Genomic DNA, 26228 nt, shown 5'->3' on the forward strand with positions numbered 1-26228 from the left:
CAATGCCATAAGCTTCTCTAACATTTCCATATCTTCCAAAAAAGAGTTCGACCCACGTACCGCCAGCTCCACTCCTACTAAAAATCCCCTTGAAATTGATAATCAAGGGGATTTTCTATTAATCATAGCTCATTTTCTCAAGTAAACTATCCACCTGATTTTTAAGTAATTTGAGATGATCTTTAGAAACAATTCTGTTTAACCCGGAATATGCATTAGCCTATCTGTTGCGACCTGAAACTGCTTCAAAATCAGCCGTTTCACTTTAGTTTTCGGCATAACCGTAGCGGTGCTACGCTAATGCCTCCAAACTAACTGATTTTCTTGCAATTTCAGCTCTCACTACGATTCCTAACGCATAATCCGGGTTTAAAAAATAGACTGGGGTTACACCTACCCATTTGGGAAGAATTTAGGTATAAAATGGATGGGGTTTCTGAAACAACAAATTCAACGTCAATACAAAAATCCAAAGAGCCAGAGTGGAATCTTCTTTGCAGTACCGTATTCCAGGTCATCGAGTGCGAGAAAGGCGTTCTGTATACCAGCAATCTGTTTCTCACTTTTCCCTTTACCACCTATTTCAAACGTATAGCTGCCATCTATCAGGAAGTCCCCGGCTTTTGGATAGGTGACGCGGTGACCTGCCCCCGACAATTGCGTATAAAAGAAAGTTTCCCGCAGATTGCCAGCGTTGGGTTGACCTTCAGCCAGTGCCATTATGAGGCTTGTATTGTGCAAGAGCACCTTTTCAGGCTTATTCATTAGACTCACGCCAAATGCCGCGCTGCGTAGGTTATGAATCAATTGTGCCTTTTCCAGTAGATCAAGCATTTCCAACAGCCTGCTGCGGGAGGTGCCTACCTGATCGGCAAGTCGTGCAATATTAGGGGTAAATGGCACAGCTGTGGAAATGATATACAGCAACTTCTTCAATTTGGCTTGTGTGCTCGATTCTAGGGAACGGGCCTCAGGCAAGTCGTAGTCAATAATTACATTGATCAGCTGATTCAAGCGCATAAGATAATCTTGCTTACCACCTTCCAAGAAAAAGGGATAAGCCCCCATTGTCAAATAGTCCCTAAATGATTTCAACGGCGATTCCAGCTTACTTTTCAATTCATCTACGATCTGCGTATGATGTTCAAGAACATCCGTCAATGTAAATGACGGCAATACCAATCGCTCTTTCAGTGCGATAAATTCGCGCAGCGATAATTCTGGCAGGTGATAGCGTAACATCCTTCGGCTTAAATCGGCTTCTGAACGCTGCAAAGCTAAAATAGACGACCCGGAGACCACCAACTGAAGCTGTGGCTTGAAATCATACAGGTTCTTCACTTCTCTTTGCCAGTCTGCATACTTATGTACCTCATCCAAAAACAAATGCCTGCCGCCATGATGATAAAATTGTTCGGCAACATCGATCAGCGTATGCTGCTTGAAATACAAATCGTCTACGGATAGATAAAGCGTTTTATCCAACGGTAAGTTTGACTTAATATGCTGCAACATCAGCGTAGATTTGCCCGTCCCGCGTGCCCCTTCTATGCACACTGCCTGTGCCTTCCAGTTAATGTGTTCAGCGAGTCCTCGTACAAACCTCGTTTTTATGCTCCCTATAAGCTCCCTATATTTAGTAACTAATACTTCCATCGTATCAACAAAGATACTAAAAATAGCAATAAACGTATCACATACGATACGTTTAGATCAAAAAATGTATCACACCATGTACGAAAAAGGAAAAAACAGGTCTCTTACTAAGCCTGAAAAACACAAACAATCATGAAATTCTGACTGACATGGTTATGAAAATCTGATTGAAAACACGGAAAAAGGAAAAGCTACTTATTGCTCATTAAAATGCCCCCACTCTCCTTTTTAAAACATATTATCTCCCCACCTAAATACAAGCTAAAAGTCGAATATCCTCCCCTAAATGGTTCGAGTTTGCTCTTATCAGCTCCACCTGACGGCACAAATCCTCATTTCGAGAGTTTGTGCCGTTTTTTTTAACACCTAATACCCTGTCTATCAAACGGATAATACTAACCATTTTATTGACTTTCGGGGTTCGATAATTATTTTTTTCAAACACCAATAGTGCTGTTCCCCCGGCCAACTGAAATCCATCAAAAGGCAGCGGTCATCAGTTGTTTCAGGCTATCCAAAACAGCCTGAACCCTATAGGTTCCCTAAAATCGGGTGATTTCCTTTCTTTCTGCTTCGTTGCCTCGTTCAAAAACCCTTTTAATAACCGCCTTACCGTTTTTTTTTCAATCTATTTTTTGGATATCTGTATCCCAGAAAAGCGACTTCCGTAGCATGGACATATTGGGCTTATTTGTGGGCAATTTGTTTTTCTCTTTTTGGATATTAAAATACGTTTGGAACACCGCCAGGGTACCTCCTTCCAGCCCCAGCTTGTCCTCGATTTTCAGAGCCAAGGCAGTGTTAAGGCTTCTCCTGCCTTTGGTGATGGCGTTGAGGGTCTGCGGATATTCATGAATGGACAGGGCAAAGGGATGTTTTTTTATAGCACGTCTTTTCAGTTCCCGTTCCAATACAATACCCGGATGTATGCCTCTGTATTTTTCAATGTAAGAATTCATACCATAAGTATAAACAAAATCGTTTATACTTATTATTTCATAAAAGGGTATATAGAATTGATTTCACAACCGAACCTCTTGTATTTTAAGACTATCCGATGAACAGGGGTATTTTAACCAGTTTTGTAAACATCTACAAAACTATTTTTGGGATGATTATCAAAAAAATCATCCTTCCCGCTAGTCTTTAAAATATTAGACGTGTAAAATAATATTTCGCAAGCCCAACTGCTAGGTGCAGTTATTTACCACAAAGACTTCCTATATACGCCAACACAAAATCAGCTCTCTCCCTGACCGATCCCTTGGGCACCGTAATTACCTCATAACCATAGCCGGTATAAGTATCCAACATTTTCTCGAAGGTCTGGACAGCTTCCGACCATTCCTGTTTCCGTTCACTGTCTGTTTGGTAGATTTCCTTCCAAGGGGGAAGGATAAATACAGATGGGTTATACCTCCATTTTTTGGCATATGCCTGCATCCGTTCGCTTATGGGTGATTGGATAAGTACACCGTAGCATATGGCATCCAAAAAACCTCGGTCAAAGAAGACCGGAAACTCCTTACTTTCCTTATCACAGGTCTCTCCAAAACTCATGACGGAACGTTCAAACATGACCTCCATAAACAACTCCTTGTCCTCCCATGGAAGAGCATTTCCGTCCATCTCCTGCTGTTCGCGGATAAGTTCACGGGCGACCTCGGGCACAACTTTATGGCCTCTGCTTATCAGTTCGTCCAATAGGGCTGTTTTCCCAACTCCGGGACCACCTCAGATGACATAAAAGTTGCTTTTAATCCTTTCCTCCACCATTTACTTTCTATACATATTTATCGGTCAATTACTATAAGGACGAGAATCCCCCTATCCCATTCGTCCTTTTTAGGGTTTCTTCCGTTTGTACACCAACTGGACCAGGCCCGTATCAAATGTTTTGGCAGTGACCAGTTCGAGCATTTGTTCGGGCCTGCCCTCCTTAAACAGCCTTATTCCTTCTCCGAGCAATACCGGTACCACCGAAATGGTCATTTCGTCTACGAGATCATCTTTCAACAACGCATCAATGATTTCTGCACCACCGTCACAATAGATGCCCTTTCCTTCCCCGCTTTTCAACTTTTTCACCAACACGCTAGGCCCATCCGAATGGAATATCACTTTGCCTTGATTTGACATGGCTCTCCTGGTGATGACATAAACATCCCTCTCCCCATTGTCATAGTGGCCAGGACCCATGGTCCCCAGGACATAATCATAGGTCTTTCTTCCGATGATGACCGTATCTACCGTTGCCGTGAATTCGGCATAGCCATAATCTTCCCCTTCTTTTTCTACTGAAGCCAAGAAACTAAGGTCGTCACCTGGTCCTGCAATAAACCCATCCAAGCTGGTGGCAATAAACAATGACAATTTTCTCATAGTGTTTTTTTTGACCAAAAAAACAAGATCCAGGCACCTGAGCAATTTATTGTCATCAACTGTCCCATTTTAAATCGATACGCACACAATATCCTTTAGGGTCTTTTTCCCTAAATACAATAAAAATACAGAAACCAGATGGACAAAACGTGAAGGCTGCTGGTCATGCCGGACTTTTCCGTTAAACCTGGGTTAAATCAAACTCACATTCGATAAGGGGCCTTATTCAATAGAGAAGCTCACACCACCCTGAGTTGAATATTTTTGGGGCCGGCCAATGGAAAGCATCCAACGGTCATAGGTGGCCTTGGCCAGCCATTGTACCTGATAGTTGTCTTTAAGCTCTGGGGCCGAAGCAGCTTTATTGGCAAGGCTGTGGGCCTGTTCATAAAGGGAACTGTCATGCATCGGGTTATGGTGAAGTATAAATGCTGCATGAAACCTATCAATGGGGCTAAATTCCGGCTCCTTGTCCATCACTTCTCTCACCTGTTCCAAGCGTAAACTGTCCCTTCTGCGCATTTCCTTGTGGAAAGGGCGAACAAAAAACTGGAGGTTCATCCTGTCCCCTTGGTCGGTAGAATAGGCATGGGCAAGCTCTTTGGAACTATTACCGGATGAAATAATGGGATCCGGCAAGGGACGCAGCAGCCCGATTACCAAACCGGTAAGGAGGATTCCCAACATGATAAACGGTGAATGAAACCTCTTTACCGATAGGTTGTTTCGCCACATCCATATAGTTCCCGCCAAAAGCATATAAATGATCATCCCACCGAGCAGGGCCAATAATAGGAATGCAAACCATGGATATCGGTAGGAGAAATAGGCCACAACCAAAAGGAGGGCGGCATAGGTTATCAGCTTCTTCATAATGATTGGATTTTATGACTTTTTTTCACTGGAGGGAATTAATGTACACCTGTCCAATTCGTTAACGGACACCTATTGTACACCATTGGACACCTTAGTCAATTGAAAAGCAATGAAATGTATCAGGATTATTTCTTAAAATGCATCTATTCAACCTCAGGAGCCAATTTGTCAGGTGACTTAAAACACCTCCATATTATTTGACCAAATATTTTCAATAACAGTACCGAAGCTTTCCGTAATAAGACCATATCGACCCCAACCACTCTCCTTTAACCCGGATTATGCGTTAGGAATCGTAGTGAGAGCTGAAATTGCAAGAAAATCAGTTAGTTTTCGGCATTAGCGTAGCGGTGCTACGCTAATGCCGAAAACTAAAGTGAAACGACTGATTTTGAAGCAGTTTCAGGTCGCAACAGATAGGCTAATGCATATTCCGGGTTTAAGTTAAAACCGGTACCAAAAAACGTTCATGGGGCTAAAAAAAAGTAAAAGCATTTTCCATAAAATCACAGAAAACATGGAAATCTCAGAAAAGCCTTATTTCATTCTGGGGGTTCTGTGCGTTCCGTGAGAAATAAAAACTACTGGCATGAAATCGTATAATCAGATATCAATACCTACTTCAGCATTATTCCAAGCCTTACTTCTTTCATCATAAACTTCAAGGCACACTTACTGTCGTATGAGTAAAATCAGCCCTGTTTTCTGTTAACCTTAAAAAAATACAATAGCGAGGTTTTGAGGCCTCGCTAAAGTTAATGATGTTTAAAGTGGCGAAACTTTCACACACCATGTCCAATCATACAAACCTTGCCGGACAACCGGTAATTTGCCTGTTGCTTTCTTTCCCCGGCAAATTATCGACAGTTGTGTCGGTAAGCACCTTGAGCGATGCCAATATTAACCGCAGCAGTGAGGTCTTTGCCTCAATATACCTGGAACTGAACAGGTCAATCCCCAGCTTTCAGGCGTTTTTGTAATCTTTACCAAACCATTTTTTCAGAAATTCAATCAGTTCCTCAAAGTGTTTTTTAAGAAAATCAAACACCTCCTCAATGGCCTCGTCAAGCGCATTTTCTACTGGATCAAACTCCTCCCCGTTAAAATACCGAGCTTTTGACCCTGGGCCGTCCGGAGAGCCATGATGTTCGTCAATGGACTTGCGCCAACGCTCGGCATGTGTGCGCCATTCATGCTGGTTGACCAATTCAGGTGCCTCGAACCAGACATTCCAGGACAGGATATTCCCCGGAGCTAGCATATTGCCCGATGCAATGTTGAACGCCTTCATGACCAGTTCATTGAATTCGTCCACCTTGGGATCATTGGTTTTGGTGATTTCCCCAATTTCGACATCCAGATGACCTACTGCCCATGCCATTTCACTATGGCGGCTAAATTCCGGGCTTTTAAATGTCGTGGACTCTCCTGCCCTCAAAGGGAAAATAGGCTGGTTTGGTTTGCTTGGACAATGCGTCTGCACTTTGATCGCGTGGGCCTTGTCCAAGGGGAACGGGTGATGGCTTTTTTCCAATATCGCCCACATCAATTGACCGAAAATCCCCTGCTTTGGACTAAACCATATTTTCCCTTCCACGGTCATGTCACCGGCCAATAATGGCCCTTTTGCTGGGGATTCAGGCGATTCGTCCACCCATCCCCGCTGGCCTGTGACGGTCACCTCCACATTAAGGCATACTTTATCAAAAATCCATACGCCTTGCTGAGGGCAAATAATCGAATATACCCTGCCCGTATCCGTATAGCCCAATCTTGAGATATAAGGGGCAAACATCTGGAAACACCGGGTGGACTCCTCCCCTCCCAGCACTGTCTTCCAACTAAATTCCGGCCATTTTACAGGCATCTGCCTTTGCAGCAGGTTGATATTGGCAAGATTGTCCAACATAGGCAAAGCGCTCAAATCAGGATCGGGATAAGCGCATTGCGGGTGTTTCTTAAGAAAGCCTCCTTTCCAACCCGGTACGGGCTTGGAGTTTTTTAAAGTGTACATGATTTTTTTGTTTAATGGTCAACATAAAATTGGGCCCTTCGGCCAAGATCGATTCAAAAAACCTTCTTATGAATGCCACTACGCCTTCCTAAAAATGACCAAGCCATTTCCACAGGTGTGTATCCGGATTCATGTGGTTACCATATCAGCACCTCATCGGGCTGCCTTCGTTCATTTTTCCTGAATAGGTTAAAGACCACCATAAACTCTTGGGTAGTGCCTGACATAAGGTAACTCCCATTGGTGGGAAATTCATACACATACCCCATTTTAAATTTATCAAAGACCAGTCCTGCCTGGAGATTATTGGCATAGTCTATCCGGTGTCCGCCGCCTATCCAGAACCTGTCCATAAATAAGGCCTTAACATTAAACTCTACATTATCGGGCAAATCCTGCTGCGACCTATAAAAGAAATTGGTACTAATCGCCAAGCTACTACTCAGCGCTTCCCGGTATCCTGCCTGTACGATATAGTTAACAGGCCGACCTTCCATGAAATCATCTCCACTGGAAATCCGCCCCCCATTTACCTGGTGTATGGCATAGGAAAGGTAATAGTTGGCATGGGTCAAGGCCAATCCTAAGTTAAAATCAACAATACTCATATCAGAAAAACCACCAATATAGTTACTGAGCACGTCATCGGCCTGCTGCTCAACAGTCATGGCCGTACCGTCCAACCTGACATTGGTATAACTTACCCCCGCTCCAAGCCGAAGGTTATGCTTGGCCGTCAATCTCACCCGACTGGCATAGGACACCACTAGTCCAGTCTCCTTAAATGCCCCGTATTGATCAAACAACAGGTTCAGCCCTACTGCATTTTTCCCCATTAGCGCGGGATCCTCACTTCCCTTCATCTCAGCAAAATCCAATTCCCCACTGAAGAACATGGTCTTGGGAGCCCCTTCATATCCACTCCATTGATTCCTTACAAACCCACGAAGGGTGCTTCCCTCATAACCTGTCAAGCCGGGATTATAATAACTCTGGAAAAAGCTGAACTGGCTGATGTACTTTCTGGATTGGCCCAGTACAGTCAATGACCCGACCAACATTAAAAGCAATATTAATAAGGCTATTTTGTTCATTTTGGCAAACTGGTTATTGATTAGCATACTGCTGTGTCCTGGCTGGTCGATATATTTGCTGATTTTTTTCATCTCCTCAATAAGTTTAATGTACCCCTTCTCACTTCTCCGGTTTCTCCCACTTCTATCACCCAGAAATAGGTTCCTGCCGCCATTTCCTTACCATTGAACGACCCGTCCCAGCGCTCTTCAGGGTTTTCGGAATAGAATAGCCTGTTTCCACTGCGCTCAAAGACCATGATCCTCACTCCGGTGTAGAACATCAGCTCCTCCACTCCCCAGGTATCATTGGCGCCATCTTGATTTGGGGTGAAGGTGTTATAGATCACGACCTCATCCAATGGCTCCCTTAGACGGTTAATGACAAACGACTTTTGCAATTGGTTGCCATCTGCGTCCGTCACTTCCAAAAGTACCTCAAACGCCCTTCTGCCCGGCAATGCTTCCGTGCTGCTCCAATAGAGCGTGTTCCCAGACAAATTGAAATAGGCATTGTCCATGGCACCCCCCGCTAAGGCCATTGAGTGCTGATCATCCACGGGGTCGATCACCGTAAGGACACCAACCGCTAATTGGGACCGGCCTATTTGAGCCGTAAAAGTATCATTGTCCAAGGCGACATCTTCGGGAGCAGGCTTGGGTAGGACGACCACCTCCTGGTAGGGCCCAGAAGCACTATTGGTGAGCCCTGGCGGTACCGTGATGGCTCCCTCCACCGTATAGCTTCCCCTACTCCTTGAGACAATGGAAGTCCTGTCCCATAAGACCGGTAAATTGATTATTTCATCATGACGTGTCCTTACCAGCACTTCCTCAGGAAGAGGGATTTGGTCTGGCAAAGTTCCCCAGTCGGTTTGCACTACCGGTTGTTCATAGAATTCCACAATCTCTATAGATTCAATGGTCAAGGTAGCCCCTTCAAACTGCAACAGGTAGTTGTCACCCGCAGCCAGGTTTCCCCTACCAATGGCATATGTTCCCACGGCTTCTCCAGCACTACGATCCAATTTTCCTGTAAGAACTTCATACCCATCACCATTGGCAAAACCAGTCGCCTGATAGGTAAAGTCGGGATCCTCGACGCCATAAATCCTGACATGATCATTTGCCCTTACCGTCAAGGTCGCAGGGGTGATATCAAAGCGGCCATCAACGTAGCTGATTGTATAATTCGAGGAGGTATAACCGGACGCCGTAACCGCATAAATGCCCACATTCTCACCAGCTGATCGCGAAACCGTCAAGCTGCCGCCAAGATCACCTTCATCATCGCCATTGGCAAAACCAGCATAGGAAACCGTCATCGCTGGATCGGCAGCGCCGTAAACTTTGGAATTATCTTCCGCTGTGACCGTCAAGGCCGCCAGAGTGATCTCAAAACTGCCGTCAACATAGCTGATTGTATAATTCGTAGAGGTATAGCCGGACGCCGTAACCGCATAAGTGCCCACATTCTCACCAGCTGCTCGTGAAACCGTCAAGCTGCCGCCAAGATCACCTTCATCATCACCATTGGCAAAACCTGAATAGGAAACCGTCATCGCTGGATCTGCAGCGCCGTAAACTTTGGACTTGTCTTCCGCTGTGACCGTCAAGGCCGCAGGGGTGATCTCAAAGCTGCCGTTAACGTAGCTGATTGTATAATTCGAGGAGGTATAGCCGGAAGCCGTAACCGCATAAGTGCCCACATTCTCACCAGCTGCTCGCGAAACCGTCATGCTGCCGCCAAGATCACCTTCATCATCACCATTGGCAAAGCCTGAATAGGAAACCGTCATCGCTGGATCGGCAGCGCCGTAAACTTTGGAATTATCTTCCGCTGTGACCGTCAAGGCCGCCGGAGTGATCTCAAAACTGCCGTCAACGTAGCTGACCATGTAATTCGTAGAGGTATAACCAGAAGCCGTAACCGCATAAGTTCCCACATTCTCACCAACTGCTCGCGAAACCGTCATGCTGCCGCCAAGATCACCTTCATCATCGCCATTGGCAAAACCTGAATAGGAAACCGTCATCGCTGGATCGGCAGCGCCGTAAACTTTGGACTTGTCTTCCGCTGTGACCGTCAGGGGCGCAGGGGTGATCTCAAAGCTCCCGTCAACGTAGCTGATTGTATAATTCGTAGAGGTATAGCCAGAGGCCGTAACCGCATAAGTGCCCACATTCTCACCAACTGCTCGTGAAACCGTCATGCTGCCGCCAAGATCACCTTCATCATCGCCATTGGCAAAACCAGCATACGAAACCGTCATCGCTGGATCGGCAGCGCCGTAAACTTTTGATTTGTCTTCCGCTGTGACCGTCAAGGCCGCCGGAGTGATCTCAAAGCTCCCGTCAACGTAGCTGATTGTATAATTCGACGAGGTATAGCCAGAGGCCGTAACCGCATAAGTGCCCACATTCTCACCAGCTGATCGCGAAACCGTCATGCTGCCGCCAAGATCACCTTCATCGTCGCCATTGGCAAAACCTGAATAGGAAACCGTCATCGCTGGATCGGCAGCACCGTAAACTTTTGATTTGTCTTCCGCTGTGACCGTCAAGGCCGCCGGAGTGATCTCAAAACTGCCGTCAACGTAGCTGATTGTATAATTCGTAGAGGTATAGCCGGACGCCGTAACCGCATAAATGCCCACATTCTCACCAGCTGCTCGTGAAACCGTCAAGCTGCCGCCAAGATCACCTTCATCATCGCCATTGGCAAAACCAGCATAGGAAACCGTCATTGCTGGATCTGCAGAACCATAAACTTTGGACTTGTCTTCCGCTGTGACAGTCAAGGCCGCCGGAGTGATCTCAAAACTGCCATCAACGTAGCTGACCGTGTAATTCATAGAGGTATAACCAGAAGCCGTAACCGCATAAATGCCCACATTCTCACCAGCTGATCGCGAAACCGTCATGCTGCCACCAAGATTGCCTTCATCATCACCATTGGCAAAACCTGCATAGGAAACCGTCATCGCTGGATCGGCAGCGCCGTAAACTTTGGAATTGTCTTCCGCTGTGACAGTCAAGGCCGCCGGAGTGATCTCAAAACTGCCGTCAACGTAGCTGACCGTGTAATTCATAGAGGTATAACCAGAAGCCGTAACCGCATAAGTGCCCACATTCTCACCAGCTGATCGCGAAACCGTCATGCTGCCGCCAAGATTACCTTCATCATCACCATTCATAAAACCTGAATAGGAAACCGTCATCGCTGGATCGGCAGCGCCGTAAACTTTGGAATTGTCTTCCGCTGTGACCGTCAGGGGCGCAGGGGTGATTTCAAAACTGCCGTCAACGTAGCTGACCGTGTAATTCGTAGAGGTATAACCGGACGCCGTAACCGCATAAGTGCCCACATTCTCACCAACTGCTCGCGAAACCGTCAAGCTGCCGCCAAGATCACCTTCATCGTCGCCATTGGCAAAACCAGCATACGAAACCGTCATCGCTGGATCGGCAGCGCCGTAAACTTTGGACTTGTCTTTCGCTGTGACCGTCAAGGTCGCAGTAGTTACGGTCAAGGTTTGGACAACCGAAGTAGCTGCATTGGTCGTTTGGTCCCCATTTTGGGAAGCGGTAATTTGTGTTGTTCCCGCACTTAGGATTGTCGCCTGGTTTCCACTAATTCTGACAACTGAAGGATCATCCGCTACATAGGTCACCTCCAATCCCTGATCTGTCTGCGCATCTCCCAAGGTAAAAGTTGCATCGCCATATACTTTAGTCGCAATCGCCCCAAAATCAATGGTCTGATCTGCTTTCACAGGCCCTTCCAACGTACTTTCGACGGTCGTACCTGCATCTTTCCCATCACCTGGAGTCACCTCCACACTGAGGAATTTACCTCGATCTCCAGTTTGCAAGGTGTATTGTACTGTGGTTGCCATCGGGATGGCGGATTTGCCGGTTCCTGTATTGTCGTCGGATCGGTACCATTGATAAACGGTACCGCTTTCGGTATCTCCATCGACATCATTAAAGGTATAACTGGCCGATAAGGATTCTCCCACCGTAAATGTCCCGCTAAGGGAAAGTCCACTGACTGTAGGTGCTTCATTGGTATCTTTGGTACTGGTGTCGCCCACAAAGGCTCCTTGGTTTCCGAACGAATCTGTTAGGGTTGTCGACAAGGTAATGGCCCCATCACCAAGGGCGGAGACATCTATTCCCGTGACCTGAATACCAGTGGCAGAAACGGTACCCGTACCGCTGATGGGAGTTCCTCCACCCGAACTTGAAAGTTCATAATCATACGTCGCCCCCACTTCTGCTCCAGAAAAGGTAAAGCTGACAGCTGATTGATTTTCGACATTGATGTTGCTTTGGTCTATTGTCGCACTATAGCCCGATGGAGCTGAAGTATCTTTGGACTGTGTGTCCGTAACGGCCAAACCAGTATTCCCAAAACCATCTGTCAACGTCACGGACAGCGTAATGACACCGTCTCCCAAACCACTGAGATCAATCCCCGTAATTTGATCGGTGGTGGTGCCAATAGTTCCTGATCCGGTCACATCTGTTCCTCCTCCAGCACTGGAGAAGGTATAATCATAGGAAGCACCCACCTCAGCTCCCGAAAAGGTGAAGCTGACAGCCGACTGATTGGCCCCATTGATATTGCCTTGGTCTATTGTCGCACTATAGCCTGCGGGCGGACTAAGGTCTTCATCTTGGATTGTCAAGGTAACTTGCTGGGTACCATCCTCTGCGGCATTGGTGGGGGTGTCCATATCAATGATGACCGTCTCATCCCCCTCTTCTATTCCATCGAAAAGGGAAGTGACACGGATACTGTCCCTGACCTCCCCTGGGGATACCGTAATAAAGTTTTGGGAAATCGAATAGTCTGTTCCTCCTCCCGTAGCGGTACCAGAAAAGAGCAAAGGAATGGTAACCGTTACCCCTGCAGGGTTGTCGATTTTTCCTCTCACATACGCTTGCCCACCTGATTCATCAGAAATTGGATTCCAAAAATCCACTATTTCCAAGGAGGCGTTTGGCTGGACATCATCATTTACAATGGTGTATGTCACTTGTTGGACTCCATCTTCTGTTCCGCCTGTAACGGAACTGATATCCAAGACAACGGTCTCATCATTTTCAAAAGAGGTGTCATTAATGTTTTGCAGCGTAACAGTGCCCGTGGTGCCTCCAGCAGGGACGATAATTGCCATACCGCTCAGGGTATAATCCACTAAATTCGTCGCCGTCCCATCGATGGAAAGGTTTACGGTGGTATTCATTCCGTAACTATTGGAAAGTGTCGCGGTAACGGTGGTCGCTGTAGTTTGACTTTCAGATTTGGACGTGGAGTTTATGCTGAGTGTCACCGTAGGAAGGGGTGTTACATTCAAGGTAGCGGAATAATTTCCGGAGCTATTTTCCGTACCATCATTCACTTCAAATTGGAAGGAGGTATTGGCACTTCCATTTTGGAGGTAATGCAAATGGCCCGCATCCAAGTTTACCTTGCTGATCTGCTGGTTGGCACTTACTTCTTCTCCACCGTCATAAACATCATCATTGTCAGCATCCAAAAACAACGTCCCTGCGCTGGGAACCGACTCGATCAGCACATGGTCCAAGAGGTCTCCGTCGCTATCCGAATAGCCAAAATCCGAAGTCGAAAAAGTATAAACCACATCTTCGAAAGGGCCATTGGAAGCAGTAAAGCCAGAGGCAGTTGGGGCGGTATTTGCCACAGGAACACTATAAACGATATCATCCAAATCCACAACAATGTTCCCACCGGAAATGGTAAAGCTTGTGATATCGCCAAAACCAGGCTCAGTTGAAAAATCATAATTTTGCTGAGGAAAATAGAGTCCATTGGAAGTAAAACTCTTATTCCCTCCCGCATTGGTTGAAAAGGTGATGTCAGCATCTGCAAGAATATCAAAGGATAAGGAATGGAGACTAAAGCTACCCCCAGAGCTCAGACTTATGACAATACTACTAATATTAAAACTGCTATTTGAATCAAATTGAAGGGCATAGTCTGCAGCTCCTCCTTCAGACAAAGAATAGGTAGAATTTGAAGTAGCATGTGAATAATTCGAACTTGTTCCTGTGATCTGATACCTGATACCATCATTTGAAAAGTCTTTACTGGTAATTGCAAATCCAGAATCGTCATCAAAATTCTCTGTAAGCGTCTGCCCATTTACCTGAAAGCAGCAAAGCAGGCCCAGAGCCACCAATAGGATCTCCTTAAAATATCGTATATCGTAAATATGTTTCATAGTTTCTGTTTCGAGGGTCAACTGCTATTGACCGGGTAATCAAATCATGACCGATTCCGAGAAAGCAATCGCTGAATGCGCAAGTCTTTACTGTTCAAAAACAGGAAAGGGCAGGGAAAAACCACTCCCCCTACCTTATTCTCGACTACTTATCTCCTGATCAATCCCGCGGAGGGAAGATTCCCTGCACACAAATGATAAAACTGATGCAGGAATAGGGCTGAACATTGTTCACTGGAATATTACTTCCTGTCCTCCCCGTTTCCGAAACTGACTGGCTGCCAGCGTTCAGCGAGACACTGGGCGCTTCATTGTTAAACCCTTGTGCTGGCCTACCCGCTGCCATGGGTGCCGCTATAGTCGCTGCTCCATTGGTTCCAGGTATTTGCTCGGTAGCCTGTGCAGGGCTTGCCTTGATCGAGACCGGAGCCAACGAGTGACTGTGGGAAGGTAGGTTGGCTAAGGTAAGCGTATTAGTTTCTGCACCATCTTTTTGTCCCAATCTATGATCGGACAATCCTGGCCCATGTCCCGGACCTACAGGGACTCTTCCCCTCAGGTCGGGCAGTGCAAAAGTAGTCCTGCCATCTCCACCATAGGTAGTTCCCAGCAGTGAAAAAAGTGCTGTATATTGCGCTATGGGAAGCAGCTGTCCCTCGCAGTACATCCACCCTCTCGGGGCAAAATTGCCTGCAAACATTTTAATTGATGCCATGTACTCGTCCATTTTTTCGTTGTTTTAGGTTAAAAATTAGATTTACTAAATATTATTCTTGTTGGTGTTTTATTTAAGCTCCTTATTATAAGTGATTTCACTCAACCAAAACGGTTTTAAAAAATTAACCAAACCACTTAAAACAAGTAATAAAATACTATTAATCGTAAATAAAGAACATAATAAGAACAAATAAAACTTTAATCCAATCAGATTATCGAAATAAAATATTAAGGTCATAATATTACCCCCAATATTACGTTAAAAGGCGACAGCCCAATCTTCCCGGGTAACTGCTACTATCAGATCAAGATCTTGAATGGCATCAAGTTCCTCTATAAATTTTTGGCTTTCCTTCTGGACATTGTCTTGATAATAGTGGACCGCAAAGTCCACTTCATCGTGCTCACCACTGTCCATACCTATTCTCAAGCCATTTTGGATTTCCTGTTCAACGCGGGAAACCTGGCCTGAGAACGGTATAAACAATCCTACTTTCATCATCAGAAAAATTACTTTTACTATCTATTTCTTTTTACTCATGTTGGTAAGTACAAATTTGCGCTATTATCAATTTCCCTGACAGCGCAAAAATTCCCATTCTCCAAATCAGGTAGAAATACCTGGTCATGCCATCAAAAAAAAACCGGTAGTACCCAAAAGGAAATGACAGGAGAATATCCCCTGCCATCCTGTAAAGAAAAATCAAACGCCCACCTCATCGGCAAGCACCCTTTCACGTACCAACTTACCGTTGGTCTTATCCTTCAGCTCGATTTTTGAATTGGAATAATATCCAATTTCGATGTCCTCTGTGGACTGAACGGAATTTTGGATTCCTCCAGAAGACATCACCCCTCCTATCCCAAGGCTGTAGAAGTGGTGCCCTTTGTAGGTGGGGTTATAGTTGATCGCCGTATTGCCTATCAGGTAGGCATTGTAACGTATCCTTACCTTCATCACTCCCCTGCTGGCAGAGAGTTCTGCAAGAATGGATTGCCCTGGATCCAGTTCGACACTGACTCCGGCGGAGGACCCAACAGTAATGGACTTGGACTCTTGACCGCCTATCCCCCAGGATTGGCTGTAGGAAAGAGACGTCTCCCCTCCACCTCCGGCACCAAGAAACTTCACATCATAGCTAAACTTCTGACCTATGGAAAGTGTCCCTCCTGTACTCCAATTGGAGCTAGTCGTATTGTTTACAGCATCCGAAATGGCTACGTTAAACGTTCCCTTTTTGCTGCTTTCATTGGTAAACTCTTGGGTCTTGACAATCACTGGTTCTGATGTAATGCCCAAGATCTCCGCACTTTGCACGACCAAGACCATCTGCACCTGAGGCCAGCTATAGGTCTTGTATAGATCGCCCCAAGGTGTCGGGCTGTGCAAATAGGCATCGTTGGGAGATTTGCCAAAATACGCTTTGACAGCATCTTTGAGCTGCTTGCTCCCCAGTTTAAAGGTTGTTCTTTCCTCGTCAGTGATGACGTGCTGGACGGTTCCGCTTGCATTTACACTGGAAACGGACTCATCATGTCCTGCGATAATACTAATGTTGATTCCCATGATTATAAGGATTTAATGGTTAAAAAAAACTTGGTATTGCCTACTCTTTTATGGGGATTTTCAGCGTTCTCCCAGCTTAGAAAACTGCCCATGACCATTGCTTGGCCACAAGCATCACAACAAATAACTTGTTGCTGATAAAAATACAGGCTTGCTAGCATCACCTGTACCCGTTGGCGCAATCTGATCCCTTGGCACAAAATGTACGCTTGGCCGGAATTTGGTATTTTCCGGGGCAAACAAAGTCAAGGGATTTTTCCTTTTCGTTATTTCAAAGGTCTATAAAACTTTACTTTTGCAACAGCGCAGAAATCGCCATCTTTTTTTACGGGTATTATTACCTACATGGGAAAATGTGCCAATAGCTTCCTCATTTATTAAACCCGGAATCAATGACGTTTAGTTAAGGAAATGCTCCAATACGAATCGGCCGTTGAGAGAATTATGGTTTTAATCCATGTTCTGTTAAAACTTGTACAAAATGGATCCGCCTTGCAGGTATTGGGCGTTAAGAAATTAAAAAGCGGGCAGGCAAGAAGGCAGGCTTGTTTGACGAAATACTAGCCAAAAAGAATGTTGGCTGCTAGAAAAGGAGGAGTTTGCCTGCATGAGGGAAGGTTTTAATTTTAGGCCAATAGATGCACAGCGGCGGGGTTTTTTGGTCACTTTTTTGACCTGCAGCAAAAAAGTGACAAAGGTAAAGAGATGAAAACCATCTTGGAATTTAGCATGAAAAATAACTGCCCAAGGAAAAAATATAGACCCCATATTTCCAGATATACACATCAACTGGGTTAAAAAAATCGGAGAATCATTGTCTCCACAAGATCAGTCCTTCAAGGGGTCCGTCAAATCAGAAACATCGATGATCTCATGTTGCAGGCCAAACACAATCAGGCCTACCACATTCTTGGAATTGGTCTTACTTAGCAGGTTGTTCCGGTGTCCTTCCACCGTCCGTTCACTTAAAAAGAGCTTTTCGGCAATTTCCTGAGTTCTGTATTGCTGGCAGAGAAGCAATAAAATCTCCTTTTCACGCTTGGTGATAAAGTTGGCATCAAACTCCGACGTACTGTTTTTCTTATTTCTGTTATGAAAGTCTCCATTGATGATCTGCAGGACTTCATTACTGTAAAAAAATCCCTTGCTGGCCACTTCCCCGATCACTTCCAGCATGGCTTCTGGACTGCTATCCTTCGTTATATATCCCGAAGCCCCAAGGTTTAGCATATTGAGAATAAAGGCCTTGCCCTTGTGTGTGGTCAGTGCCACCACATTGGTATCAGGGTATTTTTTGGTAATTACCTTGGTTGCTTCCACGCCATTCATTTCGGGCATCTTCAGGTCCATCAAGATGATGTCCGGGAACCTACTTTCACCTTTGGCTGCCGCCAGCTTTTCCATCAATTCAACACCATTCCCTACATCAAAAACCACTTCATAATTCTCGGTGTGCTCCAACAAATGACGAAGTGCTGACCGAAATAGCCGTTCATCATCGGCTAAGGCTATCCGTATTTTTTGCTCCATTAAAGTGTTTTTTTATGGTCAATGTAATGCCATTTCCTGCGCTGGTAACCAGGTCCATCTCTCCCTCCATCATGGCCACTCTGTTTTGGATATTCAGCATGCCGATACCGGCATTGGCTTTATTATCATCAAATCCTTTTCCATTGTCCTTGTACAAATAATCAATTCCATCGGGTCCTATCTGAACCTTGATAAAGACTTCCGAGGCTCCTGCATGCTTGACGGTATTGTTCAGGAGCTCCTGGGTGATCCGATACAGGACCAACCTGCTCTCCTGGTCCAATAGCTCCTCCTGCATCGAAGCCTGCAATTCACCGGATAGTCCCTCTTCGGTATGGGGAAGGTCATCAAGCAACTCAGCAATCCCCGCTTCCAGTCCGAATTTCTCCAAGATCACTGGTGAATAGGCATGGCTGAGTTCCCGGGTAATGCTGATCACCTTTTCTGAAAGGGCCAGCACGTCAGGCAATAATCCATTATTGTCTCCAGCGGACAATTGGTGCAGGTTTAATTTGATAGTCGTCAATTTCGAGCCGATGTCATCATGCAGCGCATCCGATACCCTGCGACGCTCTTCCTCCTGTGACCTGATCACGGTATGCAATAAGTCGGTCTGATGCTTCAGCTTGAGCTCCGCATTCCGCATTTTTTCCTGGATGACCTTTTTCCTGAAAAGCTCCAAGGAAACGATCACAACTACCACCAAGACCAATACCAGGCCAATGGCCAAGGTGATATACCTTACGAACTCCGTACTCTCCATAGCTGTGCAAAATAAAATCCTTGGAAGACCAGAAACAACAACAAGTTAATGAGCAATAGCGGCTTCCAATCCAACTGGTTCAACTTATCTCCCAATAGAAATACGATAGAGCTCCCCCCTGCATATACGATCATGCCATAATTCAAGAGCTTATGGAATATCTCTCTGTCTTGCAACACGCCGTGAACCAAATAGTAAATGGAGGTGAACACAAACCCCAAATTCATGACAAAGTAAGAATACCCACCAAACACCTGGGCCAAATTGTCCCATTTGGAACTGTACTCCCATACTATCAAGCCCAGACAAATTACAAGGAAGACCAAAAACCCCTTTCTGGCAGTACTGGAGGGTAAGATCATCCAATAGAAAAGGCCATAGCCTATCAGCTGGGCAGCAAAATAAACATGAAACAGTAACAGGTTACTGATCGAAAATCTCGCAAGGAAAAAGCTTACCACCTGGATAATATAAACGATAAAGAAGGTGACTGTAAAGACCTTGGTAGGTGGGTTGGATTTTTTGAAACATACTCCTCCAAAAATTACCGCCAATGACAATGAAATCAAATTCAGGTAATTCAATATACTATAACCACTCATTATCGTTTGCTAATTCCAGGTGATTTACTATTTATGATTACTCGCTCTCTTGCGAGTAATATAAGGTGCTCACGGTTTTCTCGGATGATCACAGATACAGCATCAAAAACCCATGCTCATCTGTACAATCCCTGAAACATTCTTCTTTGGCCAAACCTTTACTAGCTCAGTGCGGACATGCATTTATTGTTAAATGCTCAGCAAGCCATCATCATCCATCTCCCCACAATCCGGCGGACACGGTCTGGTAAAATCATATACAAACTGCCCCTGCGCTTCATTGGTCATGTCGTTTCCCTTCTCATCCACCCCTACAATCAGGAGTTTTTCCATATCACTGTCATCAATCCCCAAATAGGCACGGACATTAGTCGCGCCCACCTCCGCAATCACCTCTTGAAGGTCGATCATGGGTACCATAAAACCATTGACAGGGGTCTTTTTATTGTAATCTTTTTCCATTTTTTTCCACCGTTTCATCCATTTTTTGGCGGTCGCTTTAGGAATAGTATTTTTCATAGTTTTTATTATTTTTGATTAAAAAGAATCAAACTTGGGAAGGGGTGACTTATACTGCAAGCTAATCCTAAATAAAGGATAATCAAAGCATGTTTTGGTAATTATAAAATATTACCGGACACTTTTTACAAACAATTATCTAACGTTAGTTTACCTTAATACTCGGTTTTGCTACAAAGGGCCAGTATTAAACAAAAAAATATCAACTTGATAATAGATGGCACATTTGGGCAAGCATATAATAAAACACAGATTATATATTACCAATACACCGCTAACCATGTAGGTAAAGTTCTCCGCATCTGATGATCCTAAAGTGACCGCTCTGCTGGCCTTCTTCTGAGAATGATAATACAGTGTCATCCTCCACCTATATGCCGCAATATACCTGGACTGATAATATTTACCATATGCGGAAAGAGCTTCCAGCAGTACATATAGGTTGCCTTCTGGCCTGCCGTGCTCAATAGAAGTGTTTAAAAACAAAATTCCCTTTTGATCTGTAAAAGCCTGTCCGTAGAAAGTGGCTTTTCCAGATAATCAACCACTTTAACATATTTCTGTACTCGCTCCACATCCCTATAATCCACGGATGATGACACAATATAAACCACCAAGTGCTCGTCCAATCCACCTTTCCCAAGTCTTTCCAGAAATTGCCATCCTGATACTTGGGGCATATGGATATCCAAAAAAAGCAGTCTTTTCACCGCTGTACTTTCCTCGAAAACTGCCAAACATTCCAGTGGAGAGGTATAGGTCTTAATTTTTATGGATGGGAAAATTTTCTTGATCACTTTCTTGTGTACAAGATTGATTACCCGATCATCGTCCAATAATAAAATTTCAGGATCACTCATTAGTAATACTTGTTAAAAGGCGCTCTTCCGAGAACTGGCAATACCTGAAAAGTAAACCTATCACTAGGTTTTTTTCAAGTACCCTAACCTCTCTTTTCAATCGCTGCACATAGTGCCGGTAAGGACATCAAAAACTCAAAATTTGACACAAAATATAATATTAATCAATTTGAGTTTCATGAAGATCAATTATGCCAAAACTCACATTTACATAATTTACAACATATCAAACCACAAAAACATCTTTCAACGTAATTAAAGTTTTTCAAACCATAAAAAAACATCTTCAAAACACCCAAAGTTGGCCTGATTTTAGATAAAGCAGTTTCAACTATTTAAAATAGCCTATTTTAATCCATTTGATCAATAAACATCTAGAATTTTACATATTTTAATGATATTGAAAGATAATTTATATGAACAGTACCACCACTGCCACCCAAGAACTTACACTTCTTAATAATGGTATCATTTATTGTAAAGTACTCCCCAATAAGTTTCTGGAACTTAATGATGGAAAAGAAAACCTAAAAGCCGTATCGGAACTATCACAAGGCAAACCTGCAGCTGTCTTGATCGATATAAGCAGAGCTACCGGTATTTCCAAAGAATGCCGGGATCTATTTGCCAGTACACAATGCGCCGACATACAATATGCAGTGGGGATTGTGGCACAAACCGTTTATAGCAATCTCATTGGAAGTTTCTTTTTGGGATTCAATAAACCCCTATTTCCCGTAAGAATGTTTACAGAACATTCCATAGCAATTGAATGGTTGAAAACAATTGAAGATGATGAATAAAAGTGAACAGTATACCCGCAACGGTAATGATATTATAATTGAACTTATACAACTGCTAACGAACATAGCAAGTTTTAACTTTCCATGTAGGGTCGAACCAAAAGCCACTGAAGAGCCATTGGGCATGTTGACAAATGGATTGAACATGTTAAGTGAGGAAGTCGAAAAAAAAACAAGGGAAAATGAAACATTAAGAGAATCCAACCATAAACTTGAAAATTTCTCTTATACGCTCGCCCATGATATCAGGTCTCCCTTAAACAATGCCAATGGTGTCCTGGACCTATTGGGCTCTGAAATCAAGAGCGGCGATTATTCCAATTTGGACGAGTATGTTGAAGTGCTGAAATCATTGAATAAAAATAGTCTGGACATGGTAAATGGTCTATTAGAATATTCGAAGGCCACTGACAAAAGCACTACCCAGGAAAAAATCGATTTGAAGGAGTTGTGTTCCAGCATCGTCGATGGCCTATCCGTTGTCCAGCCGGTAAGCATATCCTATCAGATCGAGGTTTCTTATGTCCGTTATAACCCTACTGCACTTTACCAGATCCTCTCGAACCTGATCAACAATGCCATTAAATTCAACGACAAGGACAAATGCCAATTGGTTGTCAGCAGTACCCATCGGGAGAATGACATCCTAATTTCCGTTCAGGACAACGGCCCAGGGATACCCGAGGAATCCAAGGACACAATCTATAACCTGTTCTTCCGTCTGAGCAGGGACGACCAAATGACGGGAACAGGTCTAGGGCTGGCAATTATCAAAACGATAGTTCAGGAAAACGGTGGAAAGGTATGGACAGAATCATCCCTAGGGGAAGGCACGATTTTCCATTTCACCGTGCCTTTGTAGCAATAATCACACGAATCAAAGGATGACGATACCATAAAAACGACCATTCAGTAATCAGTCCCACCCTTTTTAACCCGGATTATGCGTTAGGAATCGTAGTGAGAGCTGAAATTGCAAGAAAATCAGTTAGTTTGGAGGCATTAGCGTAGCACCGCTACGCTAATGCCTCCAAACTAAAGTGAAACGGCTGATTTTGAAGCAGTTTCAGGTCGCAACACCTGTGCGCCGTGGCGTAGATAGGCTAATGCATATTCCGGGTTTAACCATTCCAGCAATTCACTCCCCGAGATTTGGAGCAAATGGATGTGCAACAAGAGTATCCTGTCTTTGTCAGGGTATCTTTCTACAATGCCTAGGCATTCCAATGGTGAGGTTAACACATTTATCGCTATATGTTGACAAATCCAATCCCAATCCGAAAAAAAACTGCAAGAACATCATTGAAACACCTGACATTGAAGGACATGGACTCTAACAAGTAATTCTTTATTTCCTCCATATTTTCCTGTTTCCACCTTTGTCGGGTCCGATTCTTTCAATCATACCAAAATCATGCATAGTGGTGTTTTTTCTAGACACCACTATGCATGATTAACCAAGCCTTCCTAAAAGATTAAGCTTCTCTAACATTTCCCTTTCTTCTAAAAAAGAGCTCTATCCACTTACCGTGAGCTTCACAAGCCAAAACAAGTTGAAATTTCACCTTGTTTTTTATTTTGACATTGAATTTATTCGAAGACAGATAACACCATCCTCAAAGGAAAGTATTGAGCAAGACCAATCAATAAGACAGGATTACGAACGATTAGAGAAAGAAAAACAGACCATCCTTTTATATTTACTTGAAAAAGGAAAAATCTCAAGGAAAGAGGCTACGATCTTATTGGACTTAAAAAACACAAAAACTTATGAAATCCTCACTGAAATGGCAGGCCAAAACCTTATCAAAAAACAAGGCAAAGGGAGAGCCACTTACTATACGCTTGGTTGACTCCCCCTAAACCTAGGTGTGCCCTTATTGATCTCAAATACCAGACAACAGCCGAATATCCTCCACCCAAGGAGAGTAAGGCGACTTTTTGTTTTACTCTCATTTTTTTCACCTGTAACCAATTGTTTATCTGGCTGATACTATCAATTATAGCATTAATTTTTCCGGTTCGAGAAGCTGTTTTTGAAAAACACAGTTTTTCGGGGAATATCGAACCTATTAATTTTCTTTTTGTCTCAATATGTCCGTTTTCATAAAGTATGTCCAGCTTAGAGAGCCTTTCAAGGGATCTATCAACATATTTGGAATGGTTCGACACTCTCTGTGGCTTGGTCGCAGCCAGTTGGTTTTCCAGGCGAGAAGTTTCCCGATTCTATTCGAACCATATTTCCCTATAACCCCAGTTCGATTATAAAATCGTTTCCGTACAGTGGTCGGAACATGCACTGCGAGGCTTAGAGGGAGATTTGAGGGGTGGAAGCCGTGGCAGCTCGCCGCGGCGAGTTGCCACACCCTTTTCCAACCCACATCCTCTTTAAAAGGGTTCGCTATGACGCTTTTAATACTAAAATTAAGTCGAGCTCAGGTCTATAATCATCTGCCTCAATGCCTCGGGCAATTAATAGATTCCTGCTCCTAGGCGGTTGCTACCATAGTATAGGCACAACAGACGTCTTCCTTGATGCGGTTTTCGGTCTGCCCCCTTTTCTAATTCGGTCAATAAGCCACCCTATCTAAAATGGCAAAAGTCACCATACAGTTTTGGTATTTATTAGCATAGGGAATGGTAATGGTCACCTCATTCATACCTTTTTCCAAGGACAGTTTATAAGGTTCTCTACGCCAGTATAGTTCTTCTTGTGCCCAGGGAACTTCTTGGTCCTGTTTGCTCCCCCATCCTTCAATTTTCGAAGGATGCCAGCCGGGGTTTTCCCACTCCGGGGCTGGCAAGGCCTCACCATTCACCCATATTCTTCCTCCTTGAACATCCCAGCTGCCTTTTTCGGGAATGCCTCCATAGGTTCTATTGGCCCTTAGGGGTGTTTCAAAAGCAATCCAAGCCAGCACCTCTCGTTTGTCCTCGCTGAAAACGGAAGTTTTGGCTACCACTGTTTCCCCTTTCTGTATGCCAGGGAAATAGCCTCCCTGCTGGAATCTATCTCGAATGATGATGGTATTTCCCCTGCCCTGAAGGAATTCACCACCTTCACTTATCCATTTGTCGATCGGTCCAATATCGGTCATGGGCTGATCTATCGGTCCATAAAGCTTCCATGAACGATCACTCTGTCGAAGGTAGGGAAAAGACTTATGCTCGAAAAACCGGTTTTTATGGTCTAAAAGGTAATCTTCAAATATATTAAAATAGTCAGCGGCACCGGTATCGAATGGAGGAAGTGTAACCATATATTCAGCAGGTGCCTCCAAAACATCAGCTGTCCAAGTGGCCCATGCATAGGTCAGCAGCCCGGGATAAACGGGGTTATTAAGGTACACTTCCTTCTGGTCAGCTACATTGACATCATGCCATAGACATAGTATTCCTCCAAGACAATCATTTTGGCTCATGGTAGCCCCAATGGGCTTGAACAGTAACTTGTTCACAAATGTCATGGGTTCTGCGTTATTGATATAACTGTTACGGGAATCAATCTCCAAAAAACGGTGGTCTTTTGCCTTAACAGTATCCATCTCTCCCCAAGACTGCCGTAAGACGGAAGGAGACGCAGGAAGCCCGGGGCTCCACATCATGGCCTTTCTACCATTGGACTCCACTACTGCAACCATCCGCTCCATAAACTCCTTTGGATTTGGCACATGGACCTCATCGGAACCAATGTGGATAATAGGAGCTAGTTCTTTCGGGATTTCTGAAAAGAATTCCGTCAAAATCACCTTCAAAGCGTCCATACCTTGTTCTGACTCCATCCGGAAGCCCATCGCCTTGGTAAAGGAATCACTGTGCCCTGGCATATCTATTTCGGGGATTACTTGGATTTTTCGCTCTTTGGCATAAGCTATCAGTTCTCTGATTTCACCATAAGTATAATAGCGTCCTGGATCCCTTCCTTTTCTATGGTTTTCTGCTGCGGTCAGCTGGGGAAAGGCCTTACTTTCTATCCGCCACGCAGGCCTATCGGTCAAGTGCCAGTGAAACACATTCATTTTATAATCAGACATGATATCAAGTTGCTTTTTCAGCAGATCTAGCTCCTGATAGTTTCTTCCTACATCAACCATGAACCCGCGAACGGGAAATTGGGGCTTATCAACTATTTTGACCTTTGGTATATAATGGACACCCTTTTCTTGAATGATCAATTGGCGAAGTGTTTTCATCCCATAATAAAAGCCTTCTTCAGTACTTGACTGAACAGTCACTCCATGCTGAGTAATCAATAGATTATAGGCCTCCTTATCCATTTCTGGTATTTCCTCCAATTTAATGGCCAAGCTGTGCTTTTCGGATGAAGAGAAGCCTTTTTCTCTGACGATGTCTTGGCACTCGTTCTGTAAAGACGCTATGATTTTTGTTTCTCCTTGCAATTTCAGGCCATCAACCATGACTCTTCCGCCATCTTCCCACACGATCGAGTCAGGATAAGGAATCAATCTCACAGGGGCTTCCCTAAGTTCCCGTATCGTTTTTTTGGTTACAAACCTTTCATTAAGGTCACTTTTCTGCCCCAAAACCTGAAAGTGATTCCCTGTAAAAAGAAGTATTAAAAAGGTAATTAAAAGAGACTTGGTCATCATTA

General features: G+C 44.3%; 20 protein-coding genes and 2 pseudogenes. 4 read left to right on the forward strand and 18 right to left on the reverse strand.

What is annotated here, in order from left to right; translation table 11 throughout:
* Nucleotides 1–456: 456 nt before the first annotated feature.
* The 6 genes and pseudogenes from DN752_RS04665 to DN752_RS04690 form a co-directional block, all read right to left on the reverse strand.
* On the reverse strand, nucleotides 457–1656 hold the full coding sequence (locus DN752_RS04665) for an ATP-binding protein (protein WP_112782884.1): 1200 nt from the start codon (nucleotides 1654–1656) through the stop codon (nucleotides 457–459).
* A 542-nt stretch (nucleotides 1657–2198) separates the two neighbouring features.
* Nucleotides 2199–2267: pseudogene (locus DN752_RS25325) on the reverse strand (DUF6922 domain-containing protein); the annotation flags it as partial.
* Between the two features lie 12 nt (nucleotides 2268–2279).
* Nucleotides 2280–2615 carry a helix-turn-helix transcriptional regulator gene (locus tag DN752_RS04675; RefSeq protein ID WP_211324128.1) on the reverse strand — a complete coding sequence of 112 codons (336 nt, stop codon included), beginning with the start codon at nucleotides 2613–2615 and terminating at the stop codon, nucleotides 2280–2282.
* Nucleotides 2616–2856: 241 nt separating this feature from the next.
* Nucleotides 2857–3378 (reverse strand): annotated as a pseudogene (locus DN752_RS04680) (AAA family ATPase); the annotation flags it as partial.
* A gap of 123 nt (nucleotides 3379–3501) precedes the next feature.
* Complete coding sequence (locus DN752_RS04685) at nucleotides 3502–4038, reverse strand: dihydrofolate reductase family protein (RefSeq protein WP_112782885.1); 537 nt, start codon at nucleotides 4036–4038, stop codon at nucleotides 3502–3504.
* 222 nt (nucleotides 4039–4260) lie between these two features.
* A complete protein-coding gene (locus DN752_RS04690) occupies nucleotides 4261–4911 on the reverse strand; it encodes a hypothetical protein (protein WP_112782886.1) in 651 nt (216 codons plus the stop codon).
* 794 nt (nucleotides 4912–5705) lie between these two features.
* Between DN752_RS04690 and DN752_RS04695 the strand changes: the two genes are divergently transcribed.
* A complete protein-coding gene (locus tag DN752_RS04695) occupies nucleotides 5706–5894 on the forward strand; it encodes a hypothetical protein (protein WP_162633116.1) in 189 nt (62 codons plus the stop codon).
* Here the strand turns inward: DN752_RS04695 and DN752_RS04700 are convergent.
* The 11 genes from DN752_RS04700 to DN752_RS04760 form a co-directional block, all read right to left on the reverse strand.
* Nucleotides 5879–6928, reverse strand: a complete 1050-nt coding sequence (locus DN752_RS04700; RefSeq protein ID WP_112782888.1) for a hypothetical protein — start codon at nucleotides 6926–6928, stop codon at nucleotides 5879–5881. The genes DN752_RS04695 and DN752_RS04700 overlap by 16 nt on opposite strands.
* Nucleotides 6929–7065: 137 nt before the next feature.
* The gene (locus DN752_RS04705; protein WP_317048519.1) at nucleotides 7066–8094 is read right to left on the reverse strand and encodes a PorP/SprF family type IX secretion system membrane protein; all 1029 of its coding nucleotides are present in this window, start codon (nucleotides 8092–8094) and stop codon (nucleotides 7066–7068) included.
* A complete protein-coding gene (locus DN752_RS04710; RefSeq protein ID WP_112782889.1) occupies nucleotides 8091–14255 on the reverse strand; it encodes an MBG domain-containing protein in 6165 nt (2054 codons plus the stop codon). The genes DN752_RS04705 and DN752_RS04710 overlap by 4 nt, the downstream gene beginning before the upstream one ends.
* Before the next feature lie 160 nt (nucleotides 14256–14415).
* Nucleotides 14416–14970, reverse strand: coding sequence for a phage tail protein (locus tag DN752_RS04715; protein ID WP_317048520.1), 555 nt, complete (start codon nucleotides 14968–14970; stop codon nucleotides 14416–14418).
* A gap of 261 nt (nucleotides 14971–15231) precedes the next feature.
* Entirely contained in the window at nucleotides 15232–15474 is a 243-nt protein-coding gene (locus DN752_RS04720; RefSeq protein WP_112782891.1) for a hypothetical protein, read from the reverse strand.
* A gap of 201 nt (nucleotides 15475–15675) precedes the next feature.
* Entirely contained in the window at nucleotides 15676–16539 is an 864-nt protein-coding gene (locus DN752_RS04725; RefSeq protein ID WP_112782892.1) for a follicular epithelium yolk protein subunit, read from the reverse strand.
* Between the two features lie 828 nt (nucleotides 16540–17367).
* Complete coding sequence (locus DN752_RS04735) at nucleotides 17368–18069, reverse strand: response regulator transcription factor (protein WP_112782894.1); 702 nt, start codon at nucleotides 18067–18069, stop codon at nucleotides 17368–17370.
* On the reverse strand, nucleotides 18035–18832 hold the full coding sequence (locus DN752_RS04740; protein ID WP_112782895.1) for a sensor histidine kinase: 798 nt from the start codon (nucleotides 18830–18832) through the stop codon (nucleotides 18035–18037). The genes DN752_RS04735 and DN752_RS04740 overlap by 35 nt, the downstream gene beginning before the upstream one ends.
* Nucleotides 18811–19434 (reverse strand): hypothetical protein, encoded by a 624-nt coding sequence (locus tag DN752_RS04745; RefSeq protein WP_112782896.1) that lies wholly within the window; start codon nucleotides 19432–19434, stop codon nucleotides 18811–18813. The genes DN752_RS04740 and DN752_RS04745 overlap by 22 nt, the downstream gene beginning before the upstream one ends.
* Nucleotides 19435–19623: 189 nt before the next feature.
* A complete protein-coding gene (locus DN752_RS04750; protein WP_112782897.1) occupies nucleotides 19624–19953 on the reverse strand; it encodes a hypothetical protein in 330 nt (109 codons plus the stop codon).
* A 476-nt stretch (nucleotides 19954–20429) separates the two neighbouring features.
* A complete protein-coding gene (locus DN752_RS04760; RefSeq protein WP_112782899.1) occupies nucleotides 20430–20813 on the reverse strand; it encodes a response regulator in 384 nt (127 codons plus the stop codon).
* A gap of 416 nt (nucleotides 20814–21229) precedes the next feature.
* Between DN752_RS04760 and DN752_RS04765 the strand changes: the two genes are divergently transcribed.
* From DN752_RS04765 to DN752_RS04775, 3 genes are all read left to right on the forward strand, one after another.
* Nucleotides 21230–21616, forward strand: a complete 387-nt coding sequence (locus tag DN752_RS04765; RefSeq protein WP_112782900.1) for a DUF7793 family protein — start codon at nucleotides 21230–21232, stop codon at nucleotides 21614–21616.
* Entirely contained in the window at nucleotides 21606–22478 is an 873-nt protein-coding gene (locus tag DN752_RS04770) for a sensor histidine kinase (protein ID WP_112782901.1), read from the forward strand. Before DN752_RS04765 ends, DN752_RS04770 begins: the two co-directional genes overlap by 11 nt.
* 691 nt (nucleotides 22479–23169) lie before the next feature.
* Nucleotides 23170–23469 carry a hypothetical protein gene (locus tag DN752_RS04775; RefSeq protein WP_211324132.1) on the forward strand — a complete coding sequence of 100 codons (300 nt, stop codon included), beginning with the start codon at nucleotides 23170–23172 and terminating at the stop codon, nucleotides 23467–23469.
* 717 nt (nucleotides 23470–24186) lie between these two features.
* Here the strand turns inward: DN752_RS04775 and DN752_RS04785 are convergent.
* Nucleotides 24187–26226, reverse strand: coding sequence for a family 20 glycosylhydrolase (locus DN752_RS04785; RefSeq protein WP_112782902.1), 2040 nt, complete (start codon nucleotides 26224–26226; stop codon nucleotides 24187–24189).
* Nucleotides 26227–26228 lie beyond the last annotated feature (2 nt).

The sequence above is a fragment of the Echinicola strongylocentroti genome (assembly GCF_003260975.1).
Classification (GTDB): domain Bacteria; phylum Bacteroidota; class Bacteroidia; order Cytophagales; family Cyclobacteriaceae; genus Echinicola; species Echinicola strongylocentroti.